Source organism: Microbispora sp. NPDC049125, assembly GCF_040802045.1.
In the GTDB taxonomy this organism is placed as follows: domain Bacteria; phylum Actinomycetota; class Actinomycetes; order Streptosporangiales; family Streptosporangiaceae; genus Microbispora.
The window spans coordinates 32,837-58,961 of the sequence record NZ_JBEZDW010000018.1 but is presented as its reverse complement, the minus strand read 5'-3'; the positions used below and the strand labels follow the sequence as shown (position 1 = coordinate 58,961).

The window sequence follows — 26,125 nt, the reverse complement described above, 5'->3', positions numbered from 1 at the left end:
TCGAGCCGGCCCGTCCTCCACGGGGCCGTACGCCGGAAGGAGACGCCATGAGCCGGTTGACGAACGTCTTCACCTTCGGCGGGCCCGACGAGCGGCCGTCGCGATGGCGGCGCCTCGTGGGCATGTCGTTCGGCATGGTCTACCTGTTCTATCCGGCGGCCGACGTCTTCAGCGGGAAGGTGGCCGGCGCGCGGATGGCCTGGGAGATCGCCGCTCTGGTCAGCTTCGTGGTGGCGTACCTGGCGACCGTGCTGAGCCCGCGTGACACCGAGACACCCACCCGGTGGACCCTGCCGCTGCTCGGGCTCACCACGGTCATGGTGGTCGTCTACCCGCTGTTGTTCGGCGGCGGCTGGCTGGCCCTGCCGATCTACATGACCGTCGTCTACGCGATGGCCCTGCCTCCCCGGCAGGCGCTGCTGGGCGTGGCGGGCATGGCGGCGGTGGTGATCGGCGACGGCCTGGTCGCCGGGGCCGACGGCGGGACGATCTCGATGCTCCTGCTGCAGGTGACCACCTTGAGCGTGCTGTTCATGACCGTGCGCAACACCCGGCAGCTGGTCGTCCAGCTGCGCAAGGCGCAGAGCGAGGCGGCCCGCCTGGCCGCCGCCGACGAGCGGCTGCGGATCGCCCGCGACCTGCACGACCTCCTCGGGCACAGCCTCTCGCTGATCGTGCTGAAGAGCGAGCTCGCGGGGCGGCTGGCGGGGAACGACGCCGAGCCGGTCGCCCGGGAGGTGGCCGACATCGAGTCGGTCGCCCGGCAGGCGCTGGTCCAGGTCCGCGAGGCGGTGACCGGGTACCGGCGCCGCCTCCTGTCCGAGGAGATCGACGGCGCCCGCTCCGCGCTGGCCGCGGCGGGGGTCGCGCTCACGGTCCGCACGTCGGGCACGCCGCTGCCCGACGACCTCGACGAACTGTTCGGCTGGGCCGTGCGCGAGGCCGCCACCAACGTCGTACGGCACGCCCACGCCACCCGCTGCGAGATCAACCTGTCGTACGGCGACGCGGGGGCGACGCTGGAGGTGGCCGACAACGGCCGGGCCGGGCCGTATCTGCCCGGCAGCGGCCTCACCGGCCTGAGCGAGCGGGTGGCGGCGGCCGGGGGGTCGGTCGAGGCGGAGCCCGCTCCTTCCGGGTTCCGGCTGAAGGTCGTCGTCCCCAGCCGGGTTCCCGGCTGCCCGGTCGCGGTGTGAGCCGGGATAGGTTGTGCCGGTGATCAGGGTGATGCTCGCCGAGGACCAGACCATGATCAGGGGGGCGCTGGCCTCGCTGCTCGGGCTGGAGCCCGACATCGAGGTCGTGGGGGAGGCCGCCGACGGGGACGAGGCCGTCGCCGTCGCCGTGGCCACCCGTCCCGACATCGCGATGCTCGACATCGAGATGCCCGGCAGGGACGGCATCGCCGCGGCCGAGGAGATCCGCCGCCTCGTCCCTGGATGCCAGGTGATGATCGTGACGACGTTCGGCCGGCCGGGCTACCTGCGCAAGGCGATGGAGGCGGGCGCGGCGGCGTTCCTGGTCAAGGACAGCCCGGCCCGTGAGCTGGCCGCCGCCATCCGCCGGGTGCTGGCGGGGGAGCGGGTGATAGACCCCGGGCTCGCCGCGGCCGCGCTCAGCGCCGGGCCCAACCCGCTGTCGCCGCGGGAGCGCGGAGTCCTCACGGCGGCCGCCGACGGCTCGACGATCGGTGACATCGCCCGCAAGCTGCACCTGTCCGAGGGCACCGTGCGCAACTATCTGTCCTCGGCCATCCAGAAGACGGCCGCCCGCAACCGGATCGAGGCCGTCCAGCGGGCGCGGACCCAGGGCTGGCTCTGACCCGCCGGCGCCGGTCCGCAAGCAGCGGATCTACATTGTAAAGGCGCACGGCCCAGGTCGGCGGTCGGGTACGGCGGCCCCGGATCAGCGAGAGGACTGCAGGTCGGCGACGTGCCGGATCAGATCGCCGACGCGCACCACGCCCATGCAGCGGCCCACCTCGTCCACCACCACCAGGTCGTCGTAGACGCGGGCGTGATCGCGTCCGGCGACCTGCATGGCGGCGACCGCGGGCGTGGTCTTCGCCACCACCTTCGCCGGGTCGGCGAGCCGGCCGGCCGGCTTCCGGGCGTGCAGCGCGTGGCCGTACGCGCCGGCCATGAACAGCAGGAAACGGCTGCGGTCGAGGCTGCCCTGCGGCCGCTGGTACTCGTCGACGAGGATGACGCTGGTGATCGACGGCTCGGCGCTGAGCACGCCCACCACGTCCTCCGCCGTGGAGTCGGCGGGCAGTGTCACGGCGGGGAGCAGGAACTCCTGCACACGCGGGCCGAGCATGGCGCCCGCGGCCGTGGTCTCCGGCACGGGCAGCGGCACGTGGACCCGGCCGTGCCCCTGGGAGGGCCGCCAGTCCAGAGGGGCGAGCAGCGGCCCCTGGGCGAGGCGGATCCCCCAGCCGCGCACCGCCGCGAGCTGGCTCTCCTCCTGGAGCCCCGGCGCGAGGACGTGCGCCCCGATGCCGCGCGCCAGGCCCACCAGGGACTGGGCGAGTGCCCCCCTGCGCTGGTCGCGCGGAACGCGCCCGATCAGGTCGCCGGAGATCACGATCACGTACGGCGAGGCGTCCGCGAGCAGGTCGAGAGGCAGATGGGCGGTGCCGAGGCCGCCGAACGCGATGAGATAGCCCACCGCGCGCAGGCCGTCGATGCCCCACAGCAACGCCATGCGGTCGGCCGGGGAGACATCGCCGTCGATCATCAAGATGACCTCGCGGGTACGTCGCCCGGTCGCGCGCATGGCCTCGTGGAGCGGCGCCAGGGCGGCCGAGCCGCCGACCACCGCCGCGGCGGGGATCGGCAGCATGAGCGGCAGCTGCGCGTGCTCCTGGGTGGCGGCCCGCACGCCGGCCACCGTAACCGCCACGCTCGCGGCGCCGCCGGCGGTGGAGGCGTCCCGGGGGATCACCTCGACCGCGACGACTCCGCCGGTCTCCAGATCGACCACCGGCAGGAACAGCGGATCGGCTGGACGGCTCTGGAAGCCGGGCGCCGCGAAGCCCGCGTGGCTCACCGGGGACGGGCCGGGCGAGGGGTTCGCGGAGGCCGGGGAGAGCGGCGGGGCAACCGGCACCACCGAGGGAAAGGGGACCGTCACAGGTGAATTGTCATGCCTCCCACCAGCCACAACCGCCCCGAGCGGCGGAAATTCACCTACATTTCCACATAATGCAATGGGGATCGCGGCGGCTCCGGACGAGTATTCTGGGCCGCCATGACGGCACGGCCCGCGGCGGGCGGCGGCAGATGGGTCGAGGTGGCCCCGGAACGCCTCGCGGCATGGGTGGCCGGCTTCGGCCGCCGGCACGGCGCCGTGGAGGAGGCCGTGATCGGCGAGGTGGTGCGGCTGTCGGCCGCCGACGGCGCGGTGGCCGAGTGTCACGTCCCGTTCCCGCCGCTCACGGAGGCGCCGCTCACGGAGGCGCGGCCGTACGGCGAGGGCGGGCCGGTGGCGGCGCTGGTCGCGCACGCATGCCGGGAGCGGAGGGTCGGTGTCCTGCTCGTACGGCTCGGCGGCCACGCCGCGGGGATCTTCGAGGGTGAGCGGCTGGTGGCGTCCAAGGTGGGGTCACGGCAGGTGCACGGGCGCAGCGCGGCCGGCGGGTGGTCGCAGCAGCGCTTCGCCAGGCGCAGGGAGAAGCAGTCGTCGGAGGCGCTCCAGGCGGCCGCCGACGTCGCCTTCCGGGTCCTCGCGCCGAGGGCGGCGGACCTCGACGCCGTGGTGCTCGGAGGCGACCGCCGCGCGATCGAGGAGGTCCGGGGCGACACGCGGCTGACCGGCCTGTTCGCGCTGGAGACGGGCCCGTTCCTGACCGTGCCCGACCCCCGGCTCGCCGTTCTCCAGGACACCCCCCGGATGTTCCGCGGCGTCCGCATCCGGGTCGTCGACCCGTGACCTTCTCCACCGGCCTCCGGGCCCTGTGACCGCCGTCCCGGCCCCTGACCTCGGAGCGAGTGGCGTATCGGCCCTCAAGCGCGGCGCGAGGCCGGGGGCCGGCGCCGCTCAGGCTCCCGGCGTCAGGCCGGCCAGGCACTACACTGGAGCCATGCGCGCTCCCGATTGATCGTCCCCTCTGCCGACCCGCGACCGCATCCTCCACGGGAGTGTCCACCTCGCCATGATCATCGCTACTGACGTCGAACTGCGCGCCGGCTCGCGCCTGCTCATCGAGGCGGCCTCGTTCCGGGTGAACCCGGGCGACAAGATCGGCCTGGTCGGCCGCAACGGCGCGGGCAAGACGACCCTCACCAGGGTCCTCGCGGGTGAGGGCATCCCCGCCGCGGGCACGGTCACGATCACCGGCAGCGTCGGCTACCTGCCGCAGGACCCGCGCACGGGCGATCTGACGGTCCTCGCGCGCGACCGGATCCTGTCCGCGCGCGGGCTCGACGAGGTGCTCCGCGACCTGCGGGAGGCCGAGCTCGGCATGGCCTCCGACGACACCCGGGTCCGGGACAAGGCCGTGCGCGCGTACGGGCGGCTCGAGGACCGGCTGCACGTGCTGGGCGGCTACTCGGCGGAGTCGGAGGCGGCCTCGATCGCCTCCAGCCTGGGCCTGCCCGACCGGGTGCTCGGGCAGCCGCTGCAGACCCTGTCCGGCGGGCAGCGACGCCGGGTCGAGCTGGCCCGGATCCTGTTCAGCGGAGCGGAGACTCTCCTGCTTGACGAGCCCACAAACCACCTCGACGCAGACTCGATCGGGTGGCTTCGAGAGTTTTTGCGCTCACACCAGGGCGGCTTGGTCATCATCAGCCACGACGTCGGCCTTCTTGAAGCGACGGTAAACCGCGTCCTCCACCTCGACGCGAACCGGGCCGCGATCGACACCTACAACGTCGGCTGGAAGGCGTACCTCGCCCAGCGCGAGACCGACGAGAAGCGCCGCAAGCGTGAGCGGGCCAACGCCGAGAAGCAGGCGTCAGCCCTGCTGTCGCAGGCCGACCGCATGCGGGCGAAGGCCACCAAGGCCAAGGCCGCCCAGGACATGGAGCGCCGTGCCCGGCGGCTGCTGTCGGGCATGGAGAGCGAGCGCCGCGCCGACCGCGTCGCCAAGCTCCGCTTCCCCGATCCCGCCCCCTGCGGCAAGACGCCGCTGACCGCACAGGGCCTGTCCAAGTCGTACGGCTCGCTGGAGGTCTTCACCGACGTCGACGCGGCCGTGGACCGCGGCTCGCGGATCGTGATCCTCGGCCTGAACGGCGCGGGCAAGACCACCCTGCTGCGCCTGCTGGGAGGCATCGAGACGCCCGACACCGGCGAGGTGCGGCCCGGGCACGGCCTGAAACTCGGCTACTACGCGCAGGAGCACGAGACGCTCGACGCCGACCGCACCGTGCTGGAGAACATGCGCTCGGCGGGGCCCGACCTCGCCGAGGTCGACCTGCGGAAGGTGCTGGGCTCGTTCCTGTTCTCCGGCGACGACGTGGACAAGCCCGCGGGCGTCCTGTCGGGCGGCGAGAAGACGCGGCTCGCCCTCGCGACGCTGGTGCTGTCGAGCGCGAACGTGCTGCTGCTCGACGAGCCGACCAACAACCTCGATCCGGCCTCGCGGGACCAGGTCCTGTCGGCCCTCGGCTCCTACACGGGCGCGATCGTGCTGGTCACCCACGACGAGGGCGCGGTCGAGGCGCTGCAGCCGGATAGGGTGATTCTGTTGCCGGACGGAGTCGAAGACGCCTGGAGCGACGAATTTTCCGATCTTGTGGCACTTGCCTGATCTTAATTTGAGCGGGTAGGGATCTTTTCCCGCGGAGTAGGTAGCCGATCCCGTCGAAATGACTGATCATGGCCTAAGTAACGCTGCGGAAGTCTGGCACTACAGGAGGTACTCGTGGCCGAGACTCTCAAGAAGGGCACCCGGGTGACCGGGGCCGACCGTGAAAAGCTGGCCAGCGATCTCAAGAAGCGCTACTCCGCGGGTGAGAGCATCCGCGCTCTGGCTGCTTCGACCGGCCGGTCGTACGGGTTCATCCACCGCATCCTGAGCGAGTCCGGCGTGACTCTGCGCGGGCGCGGCGGAGCCACCCGCGGCAAGTCCAAGCGCTAGATCCGCCTCAAGACGCGCGACCGCAGCCGCTCGTTCCAGCAGAGGGAGCGGTCGCGTCCGGCTCGGCAGAACGAATACAGAACAGTATTCGGTAGGCTCGGACGCGACCGCGGAGAAACGGGGCCGCGAGCCCTGGCACGGACGGGACGCCGGAGGGGACCGGCCCGGCCGTGCGAGGCGACGCTCGCCTCGACCGGACGCAGGAGCAGGCGATGGCGGAGACGGCAGTAGGGGGGAGCGGGGGGCTCGTCCACGAGGTGGGCGACCTCTCGGCAACGGAGACGATCTCGGCGGCCGCGCCGGCCGAGGTCGGAGTGCGCTTCGAGGTGGACGGCGAGATCGCGACCGTCACTCTGAACCGGCCGGGAAGGCGCAACGCGCAGACGTTCGCGACCTGGGCGGCTCTGGCCCGGATGGGGGACACCCTTCCGGACCAGGTCAGGGTGGTCGTGGTCCGAGGTGAGGGGCCGTCCTTCTCAGCCGGGCTCGACCTGCGCATGTTCACTCCCGAGGGAGTGCCCGGGCAGGAGTCGTTCGCGACCGTCGCCGCTCTCGACGACGGTGCGTTCGAGCGGCGGATCGAGGAGGCCCAGCGGGGCTTCCTGTGGCTGCGCAGGCCCGACATCGTGTCGATCGCCGCGGTGCAGGGACATGCGATCGGCGCGGGTTTCCAGCTCGCGCTGGCGTGTGACCTGCGGATCGTCGCGGACGACGTGCAGTTCTGCATGAAGGAGCCCGCTCTCGGGCTCGTGCCCGACCTGACCGGCACCAAGCCGCTCGTGGAGATCGTGGGGGTCTCCCGGGCCATCGAGCTGTGCCTGACGGCCCGCAGGGTGGGAGCGGACGAGGCGCTGCAACTGCGCCTCGCCGAGATGGCGGTGCCGCCGGAGGAGCTGGACCAAGCCGTGGCAGACCTGGCGGCGGCGCTGCTGGCCACCGACCGGGCGGCGGCGACGGCGACCAAGCGGCTGCTGCGGGCCGCGCCGGGCCGCACGCTGGAGGAGCAGGCGGCGGCCGAGCGGGCCGAGCAGGTGGCGCGGATCCGGGCTCTGTTCGCTTCTAGCTGACCAAGGAATCGAGGATCTCCCGCCGGTGCTGCACAGGCGGGAGGATGAACGCCATATGACGATGATGAACGGTGGCTACGGCTTCCAGGTGATGCGCTCGATGCGGCGTGACGGCTCCGTGCTGCAGGAGCGCCTGACGCCGGGCATCGCGGGCCGCATCGCCCGGTACGCCCGCCCGTTCAAGTGGCAGATCACCGGGTTCCTCGCGCTCGTCGTGGTGGACGCGATCGTGGTGATCGCCAACCCGCTGCTGATGAAGGCGATCATCGACGACGGCATCATCCCGAAGCGGACCGACGTGGTCCTGTGGCTCGCCGCGGCCATCGGCGGGCTGGCGGTGCTGGACGCGGCGCTCGGCCTGGTGCAGCGATGGTTCTCCGCCCGCATCGGCGAGGGGCTGATCTACAACCTGCGCACCGAGGTCTTCGACCACGTGCAGCGCATGCCGGTGGCCTTCTTCATGCGGGCCCAGACCGGCGCCCTTGTCTCCCGGCTGAACAGCGACGTGATCGGGGCGCAGCGCGCCCTCACGAGCACGCTGTCGTCGGTCGTGTCCAACATCGTCAGCCTGATCATGGTGCTCGGCGCCATGCTCGTGCTGTCCTGGCAGATCACGCTGGTCGCGCTGCTGCTCCTTCCGCTGTTCATCTTCCCGGCCAAGTGGGTGGGGCGGCGCATGTCCGCGCTGACCCGCGAGCAGATGCAGCTCGACGCGGAGATGAGCTCGGTGATGACCGAGCGCTTCAACGTCGCCGGCGCCATGGTCGCCAAGCTGTACGGCAGGCCGGACGACGAGGCTCTGCTGTTCGGGGAGCGGGCCGGGCGGGTGCGCGACGTCGGAGTGATCGTCGCCATGTACGGCGCGGTCTTCCGCATCGCGCTGGGCCTGGTCGCGGCGCTGGCCACCGCGCTCGTCTACGGCTTCGGCGGCAGCCTCGCCGTGTCGGGGGCGTTCGCGCTCGGCACGCTCGTGGCCATGTCGTCGCTGCTCATGCGGCTGTACGGCCCGCTGACGAGCCTGTCGAACGTCCATGTGGACGTGATGACCGCCCTGGTGAGCTTCGACCGGGTCTTCGAGGTGCTCGACCTCAAGCCGATGGTGGCCGAGCGGCCGGACGCGCGCCAGGTGCCCGAGGGGCCGGTGTCGATCGACTTCGACGACGTGCGGTTCCGCTACCCGGCGGCGTCCGACGTCTCGCTGGCCTCGCTCGAGTCGGTGGCCCGGCCGGACACGGGGCCCTCGCAGGAAGTGCTCAAGGGCGTCTCCTTCACCGCACGTCCCGGGGAGATGGTGGCGCTCGTCGGCCCCTCCGGCGCCGGCAAGACCACGATCACCTCGCTGGTGTCCCGGCTGTACGACGTCGACGAGGGCGCCGTGCGGATCAACGGCCTCGACGTCCGGGACGCCACGCTGGAGAGCATCAGGGACACGGTCGGCGTGGTCATGCAGGACGCGCACCTGTTCCACGACACGATCGGCAACAACCTCCGCTACGCGAGACCGGAGGCCACCGACGAGGAGATCTGGGAGGCGTTACGCGCAGCCCAGATCGGCGACCTGGTGAGAAGCCTGCCGGAGGAGCTGGAGACCGTCGTGGGCGACCGCGGCTACCGGCTGTCGGGTGGCGAGAAGCAGCGCATCGCGCTGGCCCGCCTGCTGCTCAAGGCGCCCCGGGTCGTGGTGCTCGACGAGGCCACCGCGCACCTCGACTCCGAGTCCGAGGCGGCCGTGCAGAAGGCGCTGAAGACCGCCCTGGAGGGCCGCACGTCCCTCGTGATCGCCCACCGCCTGTCCACCATCCGGGAGGCAGACGCCATCCTGGTGATCGAGGACGGCCGGGTGGTGGAGCGCGGCCGCCACGAGGACCTGCTCCGGGAGGGCGGCACGTACGCCGAGCTCTACCGGACCCAGTTCACCGAAAGTCCCGCCGCCAACGGCCACGTCGCCGGTGGGGTCGCCGGTGAGGTCGCCGGTGGGGTCGCGGGGGAAGCGGTCACAGGTAGCCGAGGCGCCTGAGCTCCTCGCGGGCCACCTTCTCCACCAGCTCCGCGTCTGCCGCCGGCAGCCGCTTGCGCCAGCTCCCCGGTTTCGGCGGGCTGGCGCCGTACAGGGCGATGGTGGACACCTTGGTCTCCAGGAAGGACGCGACCGCGTCGATCGCCTCGCCGGGTGAGGCCAGCATGTCCTCGTACCGCAGGGTGAGCAGGTGCTCGGGGGGCAGCTCGCGCCGCAGGGTCGCGCTGAGCCGCACGGCGCCGCGCCAGCGCAGGGCGCACTTGCCGGCGGCGGGCATCTCGTTCCAGCGCGCGCGGTGCTCGGCCGCCCGGACGCCGAGGAACGGGTTGGGGAACTCGGCGTCCTCGCTCAGCATGTGGGGCTTGAACCACGCCATGCAGGTCGGGTCGGCCAGCATGTCGGCGACCACGTCGCGGCCGTCGCGGATCACCTGGATCAGCCGGGCGTCGGGGAACGCCTGCAGCAGGACAGGCGCGCTGTAGAGGAGGTCGGGGCTCGCGTCGCCGAACCGGGACAGCTCGCCGGGCCCGGCGCACGGCCCGGCGCCGACGATGCCGCCGGCCTCACGGCAGGCGGTGGTGCACTCCGCGCACGCTCCGGGCACGACCTGCCAGGCCTCCGCCAGCACGTCGCGCAGCACCCGCGGCGCCCCGCCGCTGCGGGCGATCGACGGCCTGCGGGCGAACGCGTAGACCACCCGCGCCACCGGGCCGCGGCCCATGGTGATGTGGAACCCGGGGGAGCGTTTCAGGGCACGGCCCAGAAGGTCCGCGCCGGAGTGCGGGGCAGCGACCACGAACACCGGCCGGCGGACCTTGACGCCGTTGACCACGAGGATGTGCGTCGGAGGTCGCATAGGTACGGCTAAGTCTGACACCCTTTGGGGGATGAGCGAACGCATCCCCGCCGGCTCGTGACGGCGCGCCGCCGATGGCGCCCAGCGGCGGCGGCGGGATCACGGGGAGGGGCCTGTGAGTGGCGGTCGCGGAGACGTTGAGATCACGGGGGAGACGCCTATGAGCGGCGGTCGCGGGGACGCCGGGAAGTCGCGGGGCGGGCCGGGTTCGCCTGCTCCCTTGGGTGCCCCTTCGCCTGCCCCTTTGCGTGCTCCGCGCAGGTTGCGGCCCGGTGACACCGTCGCCCTGATCGCGCCTGCCGGCCCCCCCGATCCCGTACGGCTCCAGCGTGGCCGCGAGATCCTGGAAGGCCTCGGCCTGCGGGTGATCCTCGGCTCCTCGGTGGCCGCCAGGATGGGCTATCTGGCCGGGCCGGACGCCGCCCGCGCCGCCGACCTCCAGGAGGCGTGGTGCGACCCGGACGTGGCGGCGGTCGTCTGCGTCAGGGGCGGCTACGGCGCGACGAGGCTGCTCGGCCTGCTCGACTGGGACGCCATGGCGGAGGCCGGGCCGAAGGTCCTTCTGGGCTCCAGCGACATCACGGCGCTGCACAGGGCCTTCGCCGCGAGGCTCGGCGTCGCGACGCTCTTCGGGCCGATGCCGGCCTCCGCCACGATCAGCGACCCGGAGGGACCGGAGCCCGCCACCTTCACCCACCTGCTGTCGGCCCTGTTCGAGGGCGGCGTTCCCGGGCCGGTCTCAGGGGACCACGTCATCATGCCGGAAGGCGCGGTCGCCGGTGATCGGCCCGGCGCCCCCGGCCGGGTGGAGGGCCGTGTCACCGGGGGTAACCTGACCCTCCTGGCCGCCCTGTGCGGCACGCCCGACGCCCTGAGAGCCGAGGGATGCCTGGTGCTCCTGGAGGACGTCGACGAGCAGCCGTACCGGATCGACCGCATGCTGACGCAGCTGCTGCAGGCGGGCTGCCTGGACGGCGCCCTCGGCTTCGCGCTGGGGTCGTGGATCGGATGCGGCGACGCGCTGCCCGTGCTGGTGGAGCGGCTCGCTCCGCTGCGCGTCCCGATCGTCGCGGGCCTTCCGGTGGGCCACGGATCACCACAGTTCTCTGTGTGGCTGGAGGCGGATGGGGTTATTGATACCGAATTGTGCTCTCTGGTCAGTCTGTTTCGCGACCCTGACCAGGCAGCCTGAAACCCCGCCCGGGAGGCGTCCGGGCAGCGGCGGAGGGATGGTGCGTTGGGACTCTTGCGGCGACTGCTCGGCCGGAGCCGGCCGGACCATCCCGCACCGAGGTCCGTCGAGGAGGTCGACCTCGACTCCCTGCTCGCGCTGGTCGCCGAGACGATGGGGCACACCTGCGACTTCGCGGCCGACGGCACATCGCTGACGCTGGGCGCCCCGGCCGGCGGCGTCTTCCTGGACCCGGCCGGCGGCGTCGCGGACGGCAGGGGATCGGGGCGGGTGGTGAACCTCGTCGGCCTGCGCCGGGAGGCCGCCCGGCGCTCCCGCGAGGACTGGCCGATGCTGGTGTCGGAGCACCTGGCGCACGCCGTGTCCGGCGAGCCGTTCGACGCGTGCAACCTCACGCCGATCCGGGCGCTGCTGCGCACCCGTGTCCACGCGGCCGACGATCCCGAGATCCCCGACCCCTCCCGCATCATCGGCCGCCACCTGAGCGCCGACCTGATCGAGGTGCTCACCGTCGGCGCCCGTCCCGTACGGCCGGAGGAGGCGTTCTGCTGGCCGATCCCGCCGGCGCAGGCGCTCGACGTGGCCGTGGAGAACGCGCTGGCCGACGAGTGGCCCACCGTGACCCCGCTCGATCTCGGCGGGACGGAGGTGTCGCTGCTGGCTGCGCCCAGCGCGGCGGCCCACCTGCGGCGGCTGGGTGACCACGTCTCCGTGCCGGATGACGGCATGCTGGTGGCCCTCCCGCACCGGGGGATGGCCGCGACCCACCCCGTCGCGGGCATCGGAGTGGTCCGGGCCATCGAGCGGCTGCGCATCTTCGCCCAGCGGGAGTGCTCGGCCCGGCCCGACGGGCTCAGCCCGCACGTGTACTGGTGGCACCGCGAGCGGCTGACCCGCATCCAGGCCGACCTGATCAGCCACGACGGCCAGACCCGGCTGGTCGTCGCCCCGCCGCCCGAGTTCGCCCGCCTCCTCGCCCGTCTCGCCGAGCAGCTCTGACCGCCGTCCCTCGCTCATGATCCGCGCCGGGCCCGGGCGGCGCGTCTCCGGCGAGGCCGCCGCGCACTGCGGGCGAGGGGCCTGGAGGTGACAGACCGGTGCGGAGTCAGCCGGCCTGGCGGGCCTCCTCCATGTAGGTCACCAAGGCACGCATCTGGTCGGCGGGCCACGGCAGGGGCGCGCTGATCTCCGCGCTGTTGTCGCGCCACATGCCGAGGGCCGCCGCCTTGGTCTCCTCGCTCTTGTGGAACATGGCGCCGACCGCGTCCCAGCGCCGTACGAGATCCTGCACCCGCGGGTCGTCGGCGGGCGTGCCCTCCCGCAGGTGCCCGAGGCCTTCCTCGACGAGCCCGGCCCACTGGCGCTTCGCCGCCTCGACGGCCTCGGGGCCGAGCTCGGCCCTGCGCTCCGCCAGCTGCTCGCGCTGCTCCTGCGTGAAGTACGTCTCGAACACTGAAATCATCTCCAAGGTCGCCATGAACTGGTCCGGATCGGGCATCGACGAGCCGTCGATCTGGTCGAGCAGGCCGTGGATCCGCAGCTGGAGCCGCTCGACGCGTACGGCGTGCTCCTCCAGCTTGCGCAGCTGGGTGGCGAGCAGGTCGCGCATCGACGCCAGATCGTCCGCCGAGTCCGCGAGTACACCCGCGATCTGCTCAAGCGACAGGCCGAGCGCGCGCAGGGCCCGCAGCCGGTACAGCCTCCGCAGATCGCGCTCGGTGTAGCGCCGGTGCCCCGACGCCGTCCGCTCGCCGGGGGTCAGCAGTCCGATCTCGTCGTAGTGATGCAGCGCGCGAACGGTCACCCCGCTCGCCTGCGCCAGCTCACCGATGCTCCACCTGCGGCCCGTGTCGTCTGTCCCGATCACGTCGCCAACGCTAGAACCTCCCGCAGGGGCAGGTGCAAGCCCGTCCAGCCGAGCGTACGGCTGTCAGTGGTTCAGGCGTCTGTGGACCGTGCGAGGTCGGCCGGGACCATTCCCGGCGGACCGAGCACCACGTCACCGAGCTCGGCGGCGATCGCCATGAAGAGCTCCGCGTTGAACTCGGTCTCCGATGTGGCGAGATGAGCGGGCGTCCCGGATCGGGCGATGAGTTCGGCGAACCCCGCGGGCGAGGTGACGTTGAGCACGCGGGCTCCATGGGGGCCGGACCTGATCGCGTGCGGGACCTCCATCGGGATCGCGTAGTAGTCGCCCGATCGCAGGGTCAGGGTGTCGGCGCCGGCCCATACGGTCACTGAGCCGGAGACGACCCAGAGCCGCTCCTCGTACTTGGTGTGCAGGTGGAGGGGGGTCGCCGCCCCGGCCGGTTGGACGGAGTCCGTGAAGTCGTGGCGCCCGTCGGTCTCCGCGGCGGAGGTCAGAACGGTGACGCGCAGTTCCTGGCCCAGCACGAACTCGCGTTCCTGCGCGCTCGCGGAGGAGGTGATCAGATGGCTCATGTGTGAGGTGCTCCCGATTCGAGGTGACAACGTGGCGCATGCGGCACGATGATGACAGAGGACGTCCGTATTCAATATAGGCACCCTCTATCCAATAACGTACAGCAGGGACGCGACATGACTCCCCACTCCCGGCCCTACCGGGCAGATCGCCGAGCCGATTCGGCCGCCCAGACGAGGGCGGCGATCCTGCGCGCCGCCATACGCCTCTTCGTCGAGCACGGGTACGGCAAGGTCACCGTCAACGACATCGCCCGCGAGGCCTCGGCGGCGGTTCCCACCGTCTACGCCAGCACCGGTGGCAAGGCCGCGATCCTGGCGACCATCATCGACGAAGCCGCCCGCGACCCCATCGTCGACGAGACCTTGGCCGCCGTACGTGAGTGCACCGACCCCGAAGACGTCATTCGCGTCGTCACGCATGGCGTCCGCGTCGACAACGAGCGTCATCACGACATCGTGCGGGTCATGCTCGCTGCCGCCGCTCTCGACGAAGCGGCGGCCGGCACCCTCGCCCGGTCCAACGAGCTCTACCGCCGGGCGCTGGGGGAGGCGGCTGAGCGGCTGGAGGCCATGCGCGCACTCAAGCCGGCCGTCGACCGGCGCCGCGCGATCGACATCCTGTGGTTCTTCCTCGGCCACCATTCCTGGCACCTGTGCGCGTCCGAGCTGGGCTGGTCATGGGACGAGGCCGAGGAATGGCTCACCGAGCGGATCTCGTCCGCCCTTCTCACCGCTACGTGATGCGGTCCCGTCACCACCGCCTGGCGATACGTATGAGAGCCGGTCGACCTGCTCGCCGTCCCCGCAGACGACCTCCACGCCGAGATCGTGCAAGCCGTCCGGCCGTCCTGGCAAATCAGGATGAAATGGCTGAGGTCGAACCAGTCGTCACAGAGAAGTCTAGATATTTTCTCAACGAGGTCTGGACGCTTTTCTCGCGATACTTGTGAGTGAGGTCACAATAGGCGACATAGGCCGATATGGGGTCCCTGAACTGCGACGACGATGATTCTGCGGGCTCGCGAAGAGGACGGGTACGCTTCGTTAACCGGAAATGCGAGTAAATCGCTTGATACCGCACCCTGCGATACCCCATGATCCAACCTGTCGCGCGAAACGGGCTCTCGGCCGTCTCCTCTCCTACGGGGGCGGGGAGACGGTTGAGTGCCCACGCGCGGCCGGCCGGCCTCGTCACCTCGTACCGTCCGGGGCCCGGCCGGCTCCCGTACAGCCGTGCGTCGTGTCGCTCGCGAGCGGACAGCGGCTGCCATCCGCCTGCCGGCAGCTACCAATCGTATTCTTTTGGCCAGTCAGACTAAGGGCGTTGAGGTGAATGCCCTTGGTCGAATGGGACTCGCTCAGGTGCGGGGTCCAGTCTCGCCTTCGCTGTGTGAGCCGTGAGGAGCATGAGTGGTCGAACATGGCGCCCAGGCTTGTGCATCCCTACACCCAGCGCTTGGGCGGCTTTCGTAATGCTTCGCGTGAAAGGAAGTCCGCCTTGCGGATCGCCTCTGGGATCCGATATTGGCGGCTCATCGTCAGTGTCAGGTCGGTCGCCTGATCCAGGCCGATTCGATGCCCGACAGATACGAAGACCGGCTTGATTCCGGTCTGCGTGCGCAGCACACGACCAACCATCTCGCCACCCTCGACAAGTGGCGCCCATTCACCTCGTCGCGGTCCTGGATCATCGAATGCACTACCGAAGGGTGACTTGGCTACACCAAAAGATGGCAAGCCCGTCAATACACCCATGTGGCACGCCAACCCAAATCGTCTGGGGTGGGCAATCCCGTAACCGTCGCAAACAAGCACGCCTGGCCGGGCCGCGAGTTTTTCGAGCGCTTCCAGAAGAATAGGCGCCTCGCGAAACGCCAATAACCCTGGGACGTAGGGAAAGGTTGCTTCGCCGTAGGCGATGGCGGTCTCCCGGATCTCAAGGGTCTGCAACTCCATCAAGACCGCCGCAGCCGCGGTGCGTTGGGTGCCGACTTCGTATGAAACATCCAGCCCTGCCACCAACTCAGGAGCAGTCGTAAGACTGTTCGTCAAGTCGATTCTCGTCCGCAGCACCGCCTGCAAGCGCGCAGCGTCGGCAGGATCGAGCGATGTTTCATACGCTTCCATCAGCCCAGCCCCGTCTCGCCGGCCAGCCCAGCCGCATTGCGACCCGAAGCCGCCGAAGCCGCGTGAACATGGGCTATTCTCCGAGATCTCATCGTGGGCTGTGACCTTGCCGCCGGCATCAAGATGACCGATCGGAGAAGCACCCCGCGGCCATGGGTCTCTTCCGGCAGGAAGACCCTATCTTGAGCCCGGCTTGGTAGCGTCGCCGCGATCCGAGATCAGTGCTTGAACGTGAACGATTACGAGCTCCTGACAGTCCCGATGGCGTTTGCTCCGGCCCAGCAGGCCCACCGAGAGGTGGTCGTCCTTGTCGATCTCTGTCGGATGGACGTAGGTCGCCATTCCCTCCTTGTCGCCGATGACCAGCCAGCCGGTGGGAACGGCGTCGTGGACGCCGAAGTCTCCCAAGGAGGTTCCGGGTACCACTCGCCCATTCTCACTCAGGAATGTCCGCGCCTCCTTCTCGATGTCTCCCCCCGGGAGATGGCGAGCAAAGACCACGGTGCCGTTCCTGAACAGCACCCAACGGTCGTCAGGGTTCCACAGCACCTCCTCAACCCATAACCGGAGCCGCTCCTCATCCGGGGGCTGGACCCGCCCAGCGTGGCGTCCGAAAAGTTTTTTCCACACAATATCCTCCCCCTGTGGTGGCGGGCTACTGTTCCTTGTGAGAAGATCGTGCGCTGCTCAGGTGGCGAAGGTGATCTAAATCAACTTCCCTCTCCGTATCGGGGATTGGGGCGATACTCACCGGTCAGATTTCCCGCCTCATCCACCTTCCACGCGCCGATGATCGCCTCGGGAGGAACCCTCTGATCCGGGGCGAAATAACCGTCTATTTCGTAGACCCAACCCCCCGGATGGCGACGGGCTTCGTTGATCAGCTCGGGATTCGGCTTGTGTGATTCGACCATGGTGCAACTTCCTTACCGGCTGGTGTCCTGACCCGTCTGGCAGACTACATCCGCGCCCATCGTGCACGAATTCATAGATCTAGTTGCCGAGCCAGGGTGGCGAAGTCGGGCGCCACCTCGCGCCAACCATCGGGCATCAGGTAGATGATTCGAGGGGTGCTCCGACCTGTGCGATAGTCCAGCGCTATCGGCATGTCGGTCCCTAATGAACCAATGAGAACGGCAAGTGCCGGATCAATCCCAAGTCCTTGGTTGCTGCCGGGGACATCCTCTTCGAGTTCTGCCGCCGATTTGCTATGGAAGAACCGATTCTGAGCGACCATCGTGGCGAAGTCGTAGAACTGTGGCCCGTCTGGCTCGTCCCCAAATATGCGTCGAAGGATGTCGGTATTCTGCGGCGGTTTCCACCGCCCGTCGGCGATTGTTTCCAGTAACTCCTCGGGTAGATGCAACCCACCCATGAAACTTGGAGACTCGTACATTTATCCAGCTACCTCCATCCCTGTCGCGGCTCGTAGTGCGTCCATTATCAGGTCACGATGTCCCATGGGTGCTGCCCGATCGCCGAAGTTGCGTTCGTTCACGCTACGGGAGTTCCACCGCATTTGAAGGGTTCCATCCCCTCCTTTTATCACAGCGAATCCAACCGTGCTCCCGGACCCACCGAACACCTCGCGGTTGATCTGAGCATGCCCGCCAAACTGGCTCACTAGTGGATTACCGCCTCCGCTGAGCCTCGCATGGAAATTCCTGCCGGCCGGATCGTAAACTCCGCTGAAGCCGTCGCTTCCATGAATATTCAGAGCCGCCCGGTTGTTCGCTACAGACTGCCCGGTGCTCACGGTCCCCAGGTTGCAATTGTGGACGAGGATGGGAGTCGTGCCTGCGAGCACATGGTACGTATGGACCTCGGCGACCGTGAGGTCGTTCATGGCCTTGCGGCCGGTGTGGTTGCGAACGGCGGTGACGGTGGCGGGGGTGCCGTCGGCTGTAGTGAGGCGGTGGCCCGTGGTGAGATCGCCGGCGTCCACCCATGCCTTGTGATCGAGGTCCCAGAAGGGATGGTGCTGGGTGGTGTGGAGGGTGATCCGGGCCGTGTCGGTGCCGTCGGTTGCGGCGTGGGCGGGGGGCGTAGCGCCGGCGAGACCGGTGGCGAGGGTCAGGGCGAGGGCGCCACGGGTGATGGCCCGCGCCCGGCTGTGCTCGCCGGTCGAGCGGGGAGTCGATGTGGTCTTCTTGCCGGTCCTGCTGACAGTGATGGTGAGGTCGGTCAGCTCGGTGTCGGTGTTGCGGTGCAGGGCCGTGACGGTTTTGGCGGTGGTCTTGCCTGTGGTCGGGTCCGTGGCGGTGACCTTGTCGCCGACCTCGATCTTGCCGATCGGTTTCGTCGTGCCGTCGGCCATCAGCACCCGGGTGGCGGGATCAAAGCTGTGACACGAGCGTGCCGCCGATGAAAGCGGTCTGGCTTTGCCTGCGCCGCCCAGGGCGGTGCGGATGGAGGGCGCGGCGGCTTCGACAGCGGCGCCGACGGCTTTGCCGATGCCCAGGCCGATGATTCCTTCGGCGGCGCCGAGGGCGGCGGAGGTGAGGGCGTCGCCGACATTGTGGATGTTGCCCTGCATGGCGTCGGCGACGAGGTGGCCGGCGGCACCGGCGAGCATGGCGCAGCCGATGCTGCCGGCTCCGGCGGTGACGGCCTCACACGCCACCCCGACGCCGATGGCCACGACGGTGGAGACGATGACCGCCTTGTGCTGAGCCACCCATTGGCCCGCGGCGCTGACGGCCGCACGGGCGCGGCAGCCGAAGTTCCAGGTGCCGCAGGTCGGCTTGGGTGCGTGGTAGGCGGGGGCGGCGCCGTAGTGGCCGATCGGACGGTAGCTGGGGTGCGACTTGATGGGACGGTGGGCCTTGGCCGCGGCGACGTCCTGCTGCCAGCCGCTGTAGCCGCCGTGTTGGCCGTTGGCGTAGTCCTCGGGGATCAGACCGTCGGGGTCGCTGAGGGTGGCGGGATTGTTGTTCGCGTAGGCGTAGCCGTTCATCTGCTGGGGGTCGGCCACGTCGATGAGCGGGTCGGCGGAGACGAAGCGGCCGGTGGCCGGGTCGTAGTCGCGGGCGCCCAGATGGGTGAGCCCGGTTGAGGCGTCCAGGTCGCCGCCGACGAAGCCCTTGGCGTCCGGCCAGGTGGCGGGCGCGGTGCCGCGCGGCTGTCCGAACGGGTCCTGGCGGCGCAGTGCGACGGCCTGGGTGGAGTCGGCCACCGACGCGGTGGTGGTGCCCTGGTGGTCGGACGCCAGCCAGGTCAGCCCCGCCTTGGTGCGTACGGCCACGGCGGCGCCGCCGTGGGTGTAGGTGCGGGTGCAGGACGTGGCCTGCGTGGCGGTGTCCAGGCGGGCTTCCTGGCCGGGCAGGTACAGGGTGGTGCCGGTGGGGTCGCGGCTGACCAGCCGGTTGCCGTCGGCGTCGTAGAGGTAGCTGGTGGTCTTGCCCGCTTCGGTGACTTTCGTCAGATGGCCTTCGGCATCCCATTCCAGCGTCTGCTGCCCGGTCACGCCCTTGCGGCCGGTGGTGTCGCCGATCGCGTCGTAGCCGTAGCCGTCGGTCCGCCCGTCGTCCGGCCCGCCCGCCGTGGTGACCGACCTCAGGGTGTGCGGCTGGGGCTGTCCGGCGCCGGGGTAGCTGTAGGTGCGGGTGACGTCCCCACCGGCGTCGTGCCGCACCTCGCGGGTGCGGTTGCCGGTGGCGTCGTAGGTGAACGACGACCAGTACGGCGCGGGCCCGCCGAGGACGGAGGTGGACGGCGTGGCGGAGCAGCCCTCGTCGTAGTAGAAGTAGCGCATCACCCGCTTGGAGCTGGTGTCGGACCGGAGGGTCTGCCACAGTGGCTGGCTCAGCTTGGAGTACTTGGTGTCGGTGACGTAGGTGGTCCGACCCCGCGTCGTGGTCGGGTCGCCCAGCTCGTCGTAGCCGTACAGCATCACCTCCCGTGTGAGCCCGCCCGCGGCGGGGATGCCCGCCGAGCTGGGCGTGCCGTCGGTATTGAAGCCGCTGCCGTACTGGTAGGTCCCGGCGAGCTTGCCCTCCACCGCGGGATGGTGATGGTGGTGGAGGTGACTGGCAGGCCCTTGACCGAGGTGCCGTTCGAGAGGGTGTCGTACATCCCGTCCGCGAGTTTGGCGCCGGAGGTGGAGCCGTCGTACATGCCGGTCTTGCGGGGTTCGTCACGCGCAGCAGCTCGGGGAAGGCCGGGGACGTGCAGTACAAGGTTTCCAAAATGATCACCGATGGCGGGCTGCCGATCGGCTCGGGCTACTTCAGGCAGGGCCTTGTCTTCGCCGATTCACAGAGGTATTCCAACAAGCTCGTACAGCAGCATGGGCTCGCCGACGACCCGGCCTTCCGCACGGCGCTTCCCGACGTCGAGACGGCGACGTACGCGGCTTACGTCAATACGGATCGGCTGGAGAAGTGGTATCTGCGCCGCGTGGATCCCGGTGTCCGGGCCGATGTGGCGCGTCTCCAGGCGATCGGCCTCAGTGGCCGTCAAGGCGAGGGCGGCGGCGGTTTCACCCTGCGACTGGTCCTGAACCAGCCCGGGTGAGCCGCACCACGAAGGTTCGAAGCGCAGGCGCATGGCCGCGGGGCACGGCTCGTTTCTAACAATCTCTGTCATGATCAACCATCACCGCACGTAGGTACGCGCCTGAAACATTCACGGCGGGCGGCGGCCGACATGCGTGTGTCCGCTGTGTACCAGCTCATCCACGTGCAGGAGCCATCACATCAGTCAGAGCATGTCTTGACAGACCCCAAGCGCTTTGACATTTTCAAACGGCTTTCAACAAAACATGGCGACGGACAGCGTCGAGCCGAGCATGCTGCGGCCAACCGCCCTGAATCCAGCGGGGCCGGCAGCCGCCCCTTTCGTCCGGCCCGCGTCGTCATTCATCCCTCCACCACAGGCACCCCCGGAGGTCTTTCATGCGTGAACGTCGATCGATCGGCGACAACAGATGGGTCCGCCTCTTCATGGCGTTGATCGCGACGGCCGTGACCGGCGCCGGCGCGGTGGTGGTGACAGCGCCTGCCGCCCAGGCGGCCACGACCACCGTCTCGGTGAACGGTGGCTCCACGGGACGCACGTTCGACGGGGTGGGGGCGATCAGCGGCGGCGGCGGCAACTCCCGGCTGCTCATCGACTACCCCGAAGCGCAGCGCTCGCAGATCCTGGACTACCTGTTCAAGCCCGGCTACGGCGCCGCGGTGCAGCTGCTGAAGCTGGAGATCGGCGGTGACGCCAACTCCACCGACGGCGCCGAGCCGAGCATCGAGCACGCGCGGAGCGACATCAACTGCAACGTCGGCTACGAGTTCTGGCTGGGCGAGCAGGCGGTGGCGCGCAACCCGAACATCAAGCTGATCGCGCTGCCGTGGACCGCGCCGGGCTGGATCGGCGGCGGGAACTTCTGGTCCCAGGACATGATCAACTACGACATCTCCTGGCTCAACTGCGCCAAGCAACACGGCCTGACGATCAGCTACATCGGCGGATGGAACGAGCGCGGGCACAACAAGAGCTGGTACGAGAACCTCCGGTCGGCCCTCAACTCCAACGGCTACGGCAGCGTGCAGATCGTCAGTGACGACAGCTTCGGCCTGTCCACCGCGGACGACATGCAGAGCGACCCCGCGTTCAAGGCCGCGGTCGGCGTGGTCGGGTCGCACTACCTGTGCGGCTATCTGGGCGACGCCACCTCGTGCCCGTCCAGCGCCAACGCCGTGGCCACGGGCAAGCCGATCTGGAACAGCGAATTCGGATCGCAGGACTACATCACCGGCTCGGCCCCGTACATCCGCAGCATCACCCGCGGTTACCTCGACGGCCAGATGACGGGCTTCGTCAACTGGCCGCTGATCGCCGCGCTCTACCCGAACCTGCCCTTCAACACCACCGCCCTGGCGGTGGCCAACTCGCCCTGGTCCGGCGCGTACCAGCTGGGCCGCAGCCTGTGGACGAACGCCCAGGTCGCCCAGTTCACCCAGCCGGGCTGGCGTTTCCTCACCGGCTCCGCGAGCGGCTACCTCGGCGGGAACCGGGCCAACGGCAGCTACATCTCCCTGAAGTCCACGAACAACACCGACTACTCGACGATCTACGAGACCACCACCTCGTCGACCACGCAGACGGTGAACGTCAACGTGACCGGCGGATTGAGCACCGGCACGGTGCACGTGTGGTCGACCAACGTCGGCTCCTCGAACCCGGCCGACTGGTTCGTCAGGCAGCCGGACATCACCCCGAGCAACGGTTCGTACTCGCTGACCATGCAGCCGAACCGGATCTACTCGGTGACGACGACGACCGGTCAGGGCAAGGGGACGGCGGCCGGCCCGGCGAGCGCGTCGCTGGCCCTGCCGTACTCCGACGACTTCGACGCCTACGCCTCCCGGACCGAGGCCAAGTACTTCTCCGACATGCAGGGCTCCTTCGAGGTACGGCCCTGCACCGCCGGCCGCACCGGTCAGTGCCTGCAGCAGGTGACCCCGGCCCGGCCGATCGAATGGCAGGACGACAGCGACGCCTTCGGCCTGGTTGGCGATACGACCTGGAGGAATTACAAGGTCAGCGTGGACGTCGACTTCCAGCAGGCCGGCACCGTCACGCTTCTCGGGCGGGCCGGCACCCAGCAGCGGCCGCAGAGCCATCAGGCGGCCTACCAGTTGCGGCTGAACAGCTCCGGAGCCTGGTCGATCGCGAAGAGCACCACCTCCGGCACGGTGAGCACCCTCACCTCGGGAACGCGGAGCTCGCTCGGCACCAACACCTGGCACACGATGTCGCTCAGCTTCTCGGGCAGCCAGATCACCGCCGCCGTCGACGGCGCCACGCTCGGCTCGGTGACGGACGGCTCCTACTCCACCGGACAGGTCGGGCTGGGAGTGGTCGGATACCAGACCGACATGTTCGACAACCTCTCCGTCACCCCGACCAGCGGTGACGTAGGCGGCGGCACCGTCGGGCCCATCAGGGGCCAGGCCTCCGGCCGCTGCGTCGACGTCCCCAACGCGGTCCAGACCAACGGCACCCGGGTCGCGCTCTGGGACTGCAACAGCGGCGCCAACCAGACCTGGACCCTCACGTCGTCCAAGCAGCTGATGGTCTACGGCACCAAGTGCCTCGACGTGGTCGGCCAAGGCACGGCGGACGGGACCGCGGTCGACATCTGGGACTGCAACGGCGGCACCAACCAGCAGTGGACGGTCAACTCCGACGGCACGATCGTCGGAACCGGCTCCAACAAGTGCCTGGACGCCACCAGCGGCGGCACCGCCAACGGTACGCAACTGCAGATCTGGACGTGCAACGGCGGAGCGAACCAGAAGTGGTCGCGCACCTGAGCCGGCGGTGAAACGCCGGCAGTGAACCGGTTGGCCGTGTCCATGCCGCATCCCGCGGCGCGGGCACGGCCAACTGCTCTTGCCGCCCGCCCGAGTCGTTCGCCGGCCGGCCGGCGCCCGCGCCTCGCGGTCCGCAGATAAACGCGAGTCGTCCGGATGGGTGTGACGGTCGAGATACGCGAATATGTCAAGAATCGCGGGATAGAACTTGTCTGGGACGACCTGGCCGAGGTGAGTGTGTCCCGCGGCGTCGACGGGGTGATCATCCTGGCCAATCGCGCAGGCTTGGAAACGCTGGCGCGACACCTTCTCACAATCGCTCAAGACGGTGTGGAGACCGGCTCGCACATTCATCTCGACGAGTATTCCGGGCTGGAGGACGGATCCGTCGCACTGATTATGGAAAGGTCTCCGGATCGTCTTGACGGAGAGCGGGACTGATCCTGGATTCACCGGCCGTAATCTGACGGGGATGCCGTGATTGAGAGCGAGGCGCTCTTGGGGCTGGAATATCGGATGTTCTTCACGCCGGGGGTTCTTCGGAGGCTGCGAAGCCGGATGTCACGTTCTCACGCCGCAGTCAATCCTGTCTGAGGTTGTTTCAGAGCTCGGCTGGGGGCTGGAAAAGGTCAGCGGAGGGCGAAGGCGGTGCGGACGAGGTGGATGTGGCTGAAGGCCTGGGGGAAGTTGCCGAGCTGCCGCCCCAGCCGCGGATCGTACTCCTCGGCCAGCAGCCCCACGTCGTTGGTGATCGCCAGCAGCCGCTCGAACAGCTCCAGCGCCTCCTCTTTCCGCCCGACCAGCGCCCGCGCCTCCGCCAGCCAGAAGCTGCACGCCAGGAACGCCCCCTCGCCACCCGGCAGGCCGTCGACCACGTTGTCGTCCGAGACCGGATAGCGCAGGACGAACCCGTCGGTCATCAGCTCCCGCTCGATGGCCTCGATCGTCCCCGCCACCCGGGGGTCGTCCGGGGGCAGGAAGCCGACGATCGGGATCTGCAGCAGCGCCGCGTCCAGCTCGCGGGAGCCGTACGACTGGGTGAACGTGCCGCGCTCGGGGTCGTAGCCCTTCTCGCAGACCTCCGCGTGGATGCGGTCGCGCAGCGCCATCCAGCGCTCCACCGGCCCGGTACGGCCCAGCTCCTCGACGACCTTCACCATCCGGTCGGCCGCGACCCACGCCATGACCTTGGAGTGCACGAAGTGCCGCCGGGGGCCGCGGACCTCCCACAGGCCCTCGTCGGGCTGCTGCCAGTTCTGCTCCAGGAAGTCCATCACCTTGCGGATCATCCGCCACGCGTGGTCGTCGGGCGGCATGCCCGCCTTGCGTGCGTGATAGAGGGCGTCGACCACCTCGCCGTAGATGTCGAGCTGGAGCTGGCCGGCCGCGCCGTTGCCGATCCGCACCGGCCGGGAGCCCTCGTACCCCGGCAGCCAGTCGAGCGTCATCTCCGGCAGCCGCCGCTCGCCCGCGACGCCGTACAGGACCTGCAGGTCCTCGGGGCGGCCGGCGATGGTCCGCAGCAGCCAGGTGCGCCAGGCGCCGGCCTCGTCGATGTAGCCGGAGCCGGTCAGCACGTCGAGCGTCATCGACGCGTCGCGCAGCCAGCAGAAGCGGTAGTCCCAGTTGCGGACGCCGCCGAGATGCTCCGGCAGGGACGTCGTCGGCGCGGCCACGATGCCGCCCGTCGGCTCGTAGATGAGCGCCTTCAGCGTGATCAGCGAGCGGACGACGGCGTCGCGCCAGGGCCCGGCGTAGCCGCACCGCGAGGTCCACTCCCGCCACAGGTCGAGGGTCGCCTCCAGCTGCTCCAGCGGGTCGATCGGATCGGGCTGCGACTGGTGGGAGGGATGCCAGGTGAAGACGAACGGCACCCGCTCGCCGGCCGACACGGTGAAGTCCGCGGTGTGGCGGTAGCCGCCGCCCTTCTTGAGGGTGACGGGCGAGTGGATCCAGACCGAGTCGGGGCCGCCGATGGCGTGCAGGTCGCCGTCCCTGCGCCGCACCCAGGGGACGATCCTGCCGTAGTCGAACCGGATGCGGATCTCCGTGGTCATGTCGACCGTGCCGGTCAGGCCCTCGACCACGCGGACCAGGTCCGGGCTGGCGTGCCGGGGAGGCATGAAGTCGATGACCTTGGCCGTTCCCGTCGGCGTCTCCCAGAAGGTTTCGAGCACCAGGGTGTCCTCGGCGTACGCCCGGCGTGCCGCCCGCTCCTGACCGGCGGCGCCGAGCCGCCAGAAGCCGTGCGACTCGTCGCCGAGGAGCCGGGAGAAGCACGAGGGGGAGTCGAACCTCGGCAGGCAGAGCCAGTCGACCGAGCCGTCCATGCCGATGAGCCCGGCCGACTGCATGTCACCGACGAGGGCGTAGTCCTCGATCCACATGGCCGCCACGTTACCCAGTGCGGCCCATCCGCATGAAGATCTGGGTCAAGGGGCCGATCGTGAGGGCGAAGACGATCGTGCCGATCCCGGCGGTCCCGCCGAGCAGCCATCCGGCGGCGAGCACGGTGAGCTCCACGATCGTGCGGGCGAGCCGGATCGACAGGCCCAGCCGGTGGAGGCCGGTCATCAGCCCGTCTCGCGGGCCCGGCCCGAAGCCCGCGTTGATGTACAGCCCCGACGACGCCGCGATCGTCACGATGCCGCCGATCAGGAACGCCCACTGGACCGGCCACTGGGAAGGCGCGGGCACCAGCCACATCACGGCGTCGGCGCAGGTGCCCACCAGCAGCACGTTGCTGATCGTGCCGAGGCCGGGCCGCTGCCGCAACGGGATCCACAGCAGCAGCACCAGCGCCCCGACGAGGTTGATGCACATGCCCATGGACCATCCCGTCTGTATGGACAGGCCCTGGTGGAAGACCTCCCAGGGGTCGAGGCCGAGGTTCGACCGGACGAGCAGGGCGATTCCGGCGCCGTAGCCCGCCAGCCCGATGTAGAGGCGGACGAGCCGGAGGGGGAGCGAACCGGACCGGGGAAGCGAGAGCTCAGTCATAGTGACCCGATCCTCCCGGTCGC

At 69.7% G+C, this 26,125-nt stretch carries 24 protein-coding genes; 13 read left to right on the top strand and 11 right to left on the bottom strand.

Going from position 1 to position 26,125, the window contains the following annotated elements; translation table 11 throughout:
- The first annotated feature begins 47 nt into the window (after positions 1-47).
- Together AB0B72_RS21635 and AB0B72_RS21630 are read left to right on the top strand one after the other, a co-directional pair.
- Positions 48-1,196, top strand: coding sequence for a sensor histidine kinase (locus AB0B72_RS21635; protein WP_367740667.1), 1,149 nt, complete (start codon positions 48-50; stop codon positions 1,194-1,196).
- A 19-nt stretch (positions 1,197-1,215) separates the two neighbouring features.
- Complete coding sequence (locus AB0B72_RS21630) at positions 1,216-1,821, top strand: response regulator (RefSeq protein WP_367740666.1); 606 nt, start codon at positions 1,216-1,218, stop codon at positions 1,819-1,821.
- A gap of 84 nt (positions 1,822-1,905) precedes the next feature.
- On the opposite strand, the gene AB0B72_RS21625 is transcribed toward AB0B72_RS21630, so the two are convergent.
- On the bottom strand, positions 1,906-3,135 hold the full coding sequence (locus AB0B72_RS21625) for an EAL domain-containing protein (RefSeq protein WP_367740665.1): 1,230 nt from the start codon (positions 3,133-3,135) through the stop codon (positions 1,906-1,908).
- A 117-nt stretch (positions 3,136-3,252) separates the two neighbouring features.
- Between AB0B72_RS21625 and AB0B72_RS21620 the strand changes: the two genes are divergently transcribed.
- From AB0B72_RS21620 to AB0B72_RS21600, 5 genes are all read left to right on the top strand, one after another.
- Positions 3,253-3,933 carry an acVLRF1 family peptidyl-tRNA hydrolase gene (locus AB0B72_RS21620; RefSeq protein WP_367740664.1) on the top strand — a complete coding sequence of 227 codons (681 nt, stop codon included), beginning with the start codon at positions 3,253-3,255 and terminating at the stop codon, positions 3,931-3,933.
- Positions 3,934-4,156: 223 nt separating this feature from the next.
- Entirely contained in the window at positions 4,157-5,755 is a 1,599-nt protein-coding gene (locus tag AB0B72_RS21615) for an ABC-F family ATP-binding cassette domain-containing protein (protein WP_367740663.1), read from the top strand.
- A 114-nt stretch (positions 5,756-5,869) separates the two neighbouring features.
- Complete coding sequence (locus AB0B72_RS21610) at positions 5,870-6,085, top strand: helix-turn-helix domain-containing protein (protein WP_030904785.1); 216 nt, start codon at positions 5,870-5,872, stop codon at positions 6,083-6,085.
- Positions 6,086-6,255: 170 nt separating this feature from the next.
- The gene (locus tag AB0B72_RS21605) at positions 6,256-7,152 is read left to right on the top strand and encodes an enoyl-CoA hydratase/isomerase family protein (protein ID WP_367740662.1); all 897 of its coding nucleotides are present in this window, start codon (positions 6,256-6,258) and stop codon (positions 7,150-7,152) included.
- A gap of 55 nt (positions 7,153-7,207) precedes the next feature.
- Complete coding sequence (locus AB0B72_RS21600) at positions 7,208-9,169, top strand: ABC transporter ATP-binding protein (protein ID WP_367740661.1); 1,962 nt, start codon at positions 7,208-7,210, stop codon at positions 9,167-9,169.
- On the opposite strand, the gene AB0B72_RS21595 is transcribed toward AB0B72_RS21600, so the two are convergent.
- Entirely contained in the window at positions 9,147-10,025 is an 879-nt protein-coding gene (locus tag AB0B72_RS21595) for a sulfotransferase (RefSeq protein WP_367740660.1), read from the bottom strand. The two genes, AB0B72_RS21600 and AB0B72_RS21595, sit on opposite strands and share 23 nt — an antisense overlap.
- Positions 10,026-10,269: 244 nt before the next feature.
- Here AB0B72_RS21595 and AB0B72_RS21590 point away from each other — a divergent pair, with 244 nt between their 5' ends.
- Together AB0B72_RS21590 and AB0B72_RS21585 are read left to right on the top strand one after the other, a co-directional pair.
- Positions 10,270-11,217, top strand: a complete 948-nt coding sequence (locus tag AB0B72_RS21590) for an LD-carboxypeptidase (protein WP_367740658.1) — start codon at positions 10,270-10,272, stop codon at positions 11,215-11,217.
- 45 nt (positions 11,218-11,262) lie between these two features.
- A complete protein-coding gene (locus AB0B72_RS21585) occupies positions 11,263-12,216 on the top strand; it encodes a hypothetical protein (RefSeq protein WP_367740657.1) in 954 nt (317 codons plus the stop codon).
- A 106-nt stretch (positions 12,217-12,322) separates the two neighbouring features.
- Here AB0B72_RS21585 and AB0B72_RS21580 read toward each other — a convergent pair whose 3' ends face one another.
- Complete coding sequence (locus tag AB0B72_RS21580) at positions 12,323-13,084, bottom strand: MerR family transcriptional regulator (RefSeq protein ID WP_367740656.1); 762 nt, start codon at positions 13,082-13,084, stop codon at positions 12,323-12,325.
- Positions 13,085-13,155: 71 nt separating this feature from the next.
- The gene (locus tag AB0B72_RS21575; RefSeq protein ID WP_367740655.1) at positions 13,156-13,659 is read right to left on the bottom strand and encodes a cupin domain-containing protein; all 504 of its coding nucleotides are present in this window, start codon (positions 13,657-13,659) and stop codon (positions 13,156-13,158) included.
- A 117-nt stretch (positions 13,660-13,776) separates the two neighbouring features.
- On the opposite strand from AB0B72_RS21575, the gene AB0B72_RS21570 reads away from it, so the two are divergent.
- Positions 13,777-14,403 (top strand): TetR/AcrR family transcriptional regulator, encoded by a 627-nt coding sequence (locus AB0B72_RS21570; protein WP_367740654.1) that lies wholly within the window; start codon positions 13,777-13,779, stop codon positions 14,401-14,403.
- A gap of 702 nt (positions 14,404-15,105) precedes the next feature.
- Here the strand turns inward: AB0B72_RS21570 and nfi are convergent.
- The 5 genes from nfi to AB0B72_RS21545 all read right to left on the bottom strand — a co-directional run bounded on the left by nfi (position 15,106) and on the right by AB0B72_RS21545 (position 19,789).
- Positions 15,106-15,789, bottom strand: a complete 684-nt coding sequence (gene nfi, locus AB0B72_RS21565; RefSeq protein ID WP_367740652.1) for a deoxyribonuclease V — start codon at positions 15,787-15,789, stop codon at positions 15,106-15,108.
- A 177-nt stretch (positions 15,790-15,966) separates the two neighbouring features.
- Positions 15,967-16,419: a hypothetical protein gene (locus AB0B72_RS21560; protein ID WP_367740651.1), complete on the bottom strand. Its 453-nt coding sequence runs from the start codon at positions 16,417-16,419 to the stop codon at positions 15,967-15,969.
- 80 nt (positions 16,420-16,499) lie between these two features.
- Complete coding sequence (locus tag AB0B72_RS21555; RefSeq protein ID WP_367740650.1) at positions 16,500-16,703, bottom strand: hypothetical protein; 204 nt, start codon at positions 16,701-16,703, stop codon at positions 16,500-16,502.
- Positions 16,704-16,774: 71 nt separating this feature from the next.
- Positions 16,775-17,164: a hypothetical protein gene (locus AB0B72_RS21550; protein ID WP_367740649.1), complete on the bottom strand. Its 390-nt coding sequence runs from the start codon at positions 17,162-17,164 to the stop codon at positions 16,775-16,777.
- A gap of 21 nt (positions 17,165-17,185) precedes the next feature.
- Positions 17,186-19,789, bottom strand: a complete 2,604-nt coding sequence (locus AB0B72_RS21545) for an RHS repeat-associated core domain-containing protein (RefSeq protein WP_367740648.1) — start codon at positions 19,787-19,789, stop codon at positions 17,186-17,188.
- A gap of 167 nt (positions 19,790-19,956) precedes the next feature.
- Between AB0B72_RS21545 and AB0B72_RS21540 the strand changes: the two genes are divergently transcribed.
- The 3 genes from AB0B72_RS21540 (at position 19,957) to AB0B72_RS21530 (ending at position 23,543) form a co-directional block, all read left to right on the top strand.
- Entirely contained in the window at positions 19,957-20,304 is a 348-nt protein-coding gene (locus tag AB0B72_RS21540) for a hypothetical protein (protein ID WP_367740647.1), read from the top strand.
- Positions 20,305-20,684: 380 nt separating this feature from the next.
- Positions 20,685-23,102: a ricin-type beta-trefoil lectin domain protein gene (locus AB0B72_RS21535; protein ID WP_367740646.1), complete on the top strand. Its 2,418-nt coding sequence runs from the start codon at positions 20,685-20,687 to the stop codon at positions 23,100-23,102.
- A gap of 156 nt (positions 23,103-23,258) precedes the next feature.
- Positions 23,259-23,543 (top strand): hypothetical protein, encoded by a 285-nt coding sequence (locus AB0B72_RS21530; RefSeq protein WP_367740645.1) that lies wholly within the window; start codon positions 23,259-23,261, stop codon positions 23,541-23,543.
- Positions 23,544-23,731: 188 nt separating this feature from the next.
- On the opposite strand, the gene AB0B72_RS21525 is transcribed toward AB0B72_RS21530, so the two are convergent.
- Together AB0B72_RS21525 and AB0B72_RS21520 are read right to left on the bottom strand one after the other, a co-directional pair.
- On the bottom strand, positions 23,732-25,489 hold the full coding sequence (locus AB0B72_RS21525; RefSeq protein ID WP_367740644.1) for a glycoside hydrolase family 15 protein: 1,758 nt from the start codon (positions 25,487-25,489) through the stop codon (positions 23,732-23,734).
- 10 nt (positions 25,490-25,499) lie between these two features.
- Complete coding sequence (locus AB0B72_RS21520) at positions 25,500-26,102, bottom strand: YitT family protein (RefSeq protein ID WP_367740643.1); 603 nt, start codon at positions 26,100-26,102, stop codon at positions 25,500-25,502.
- Between the last annotated feature and the right edge of the window lie 23 nt (positions 26,103-26,125).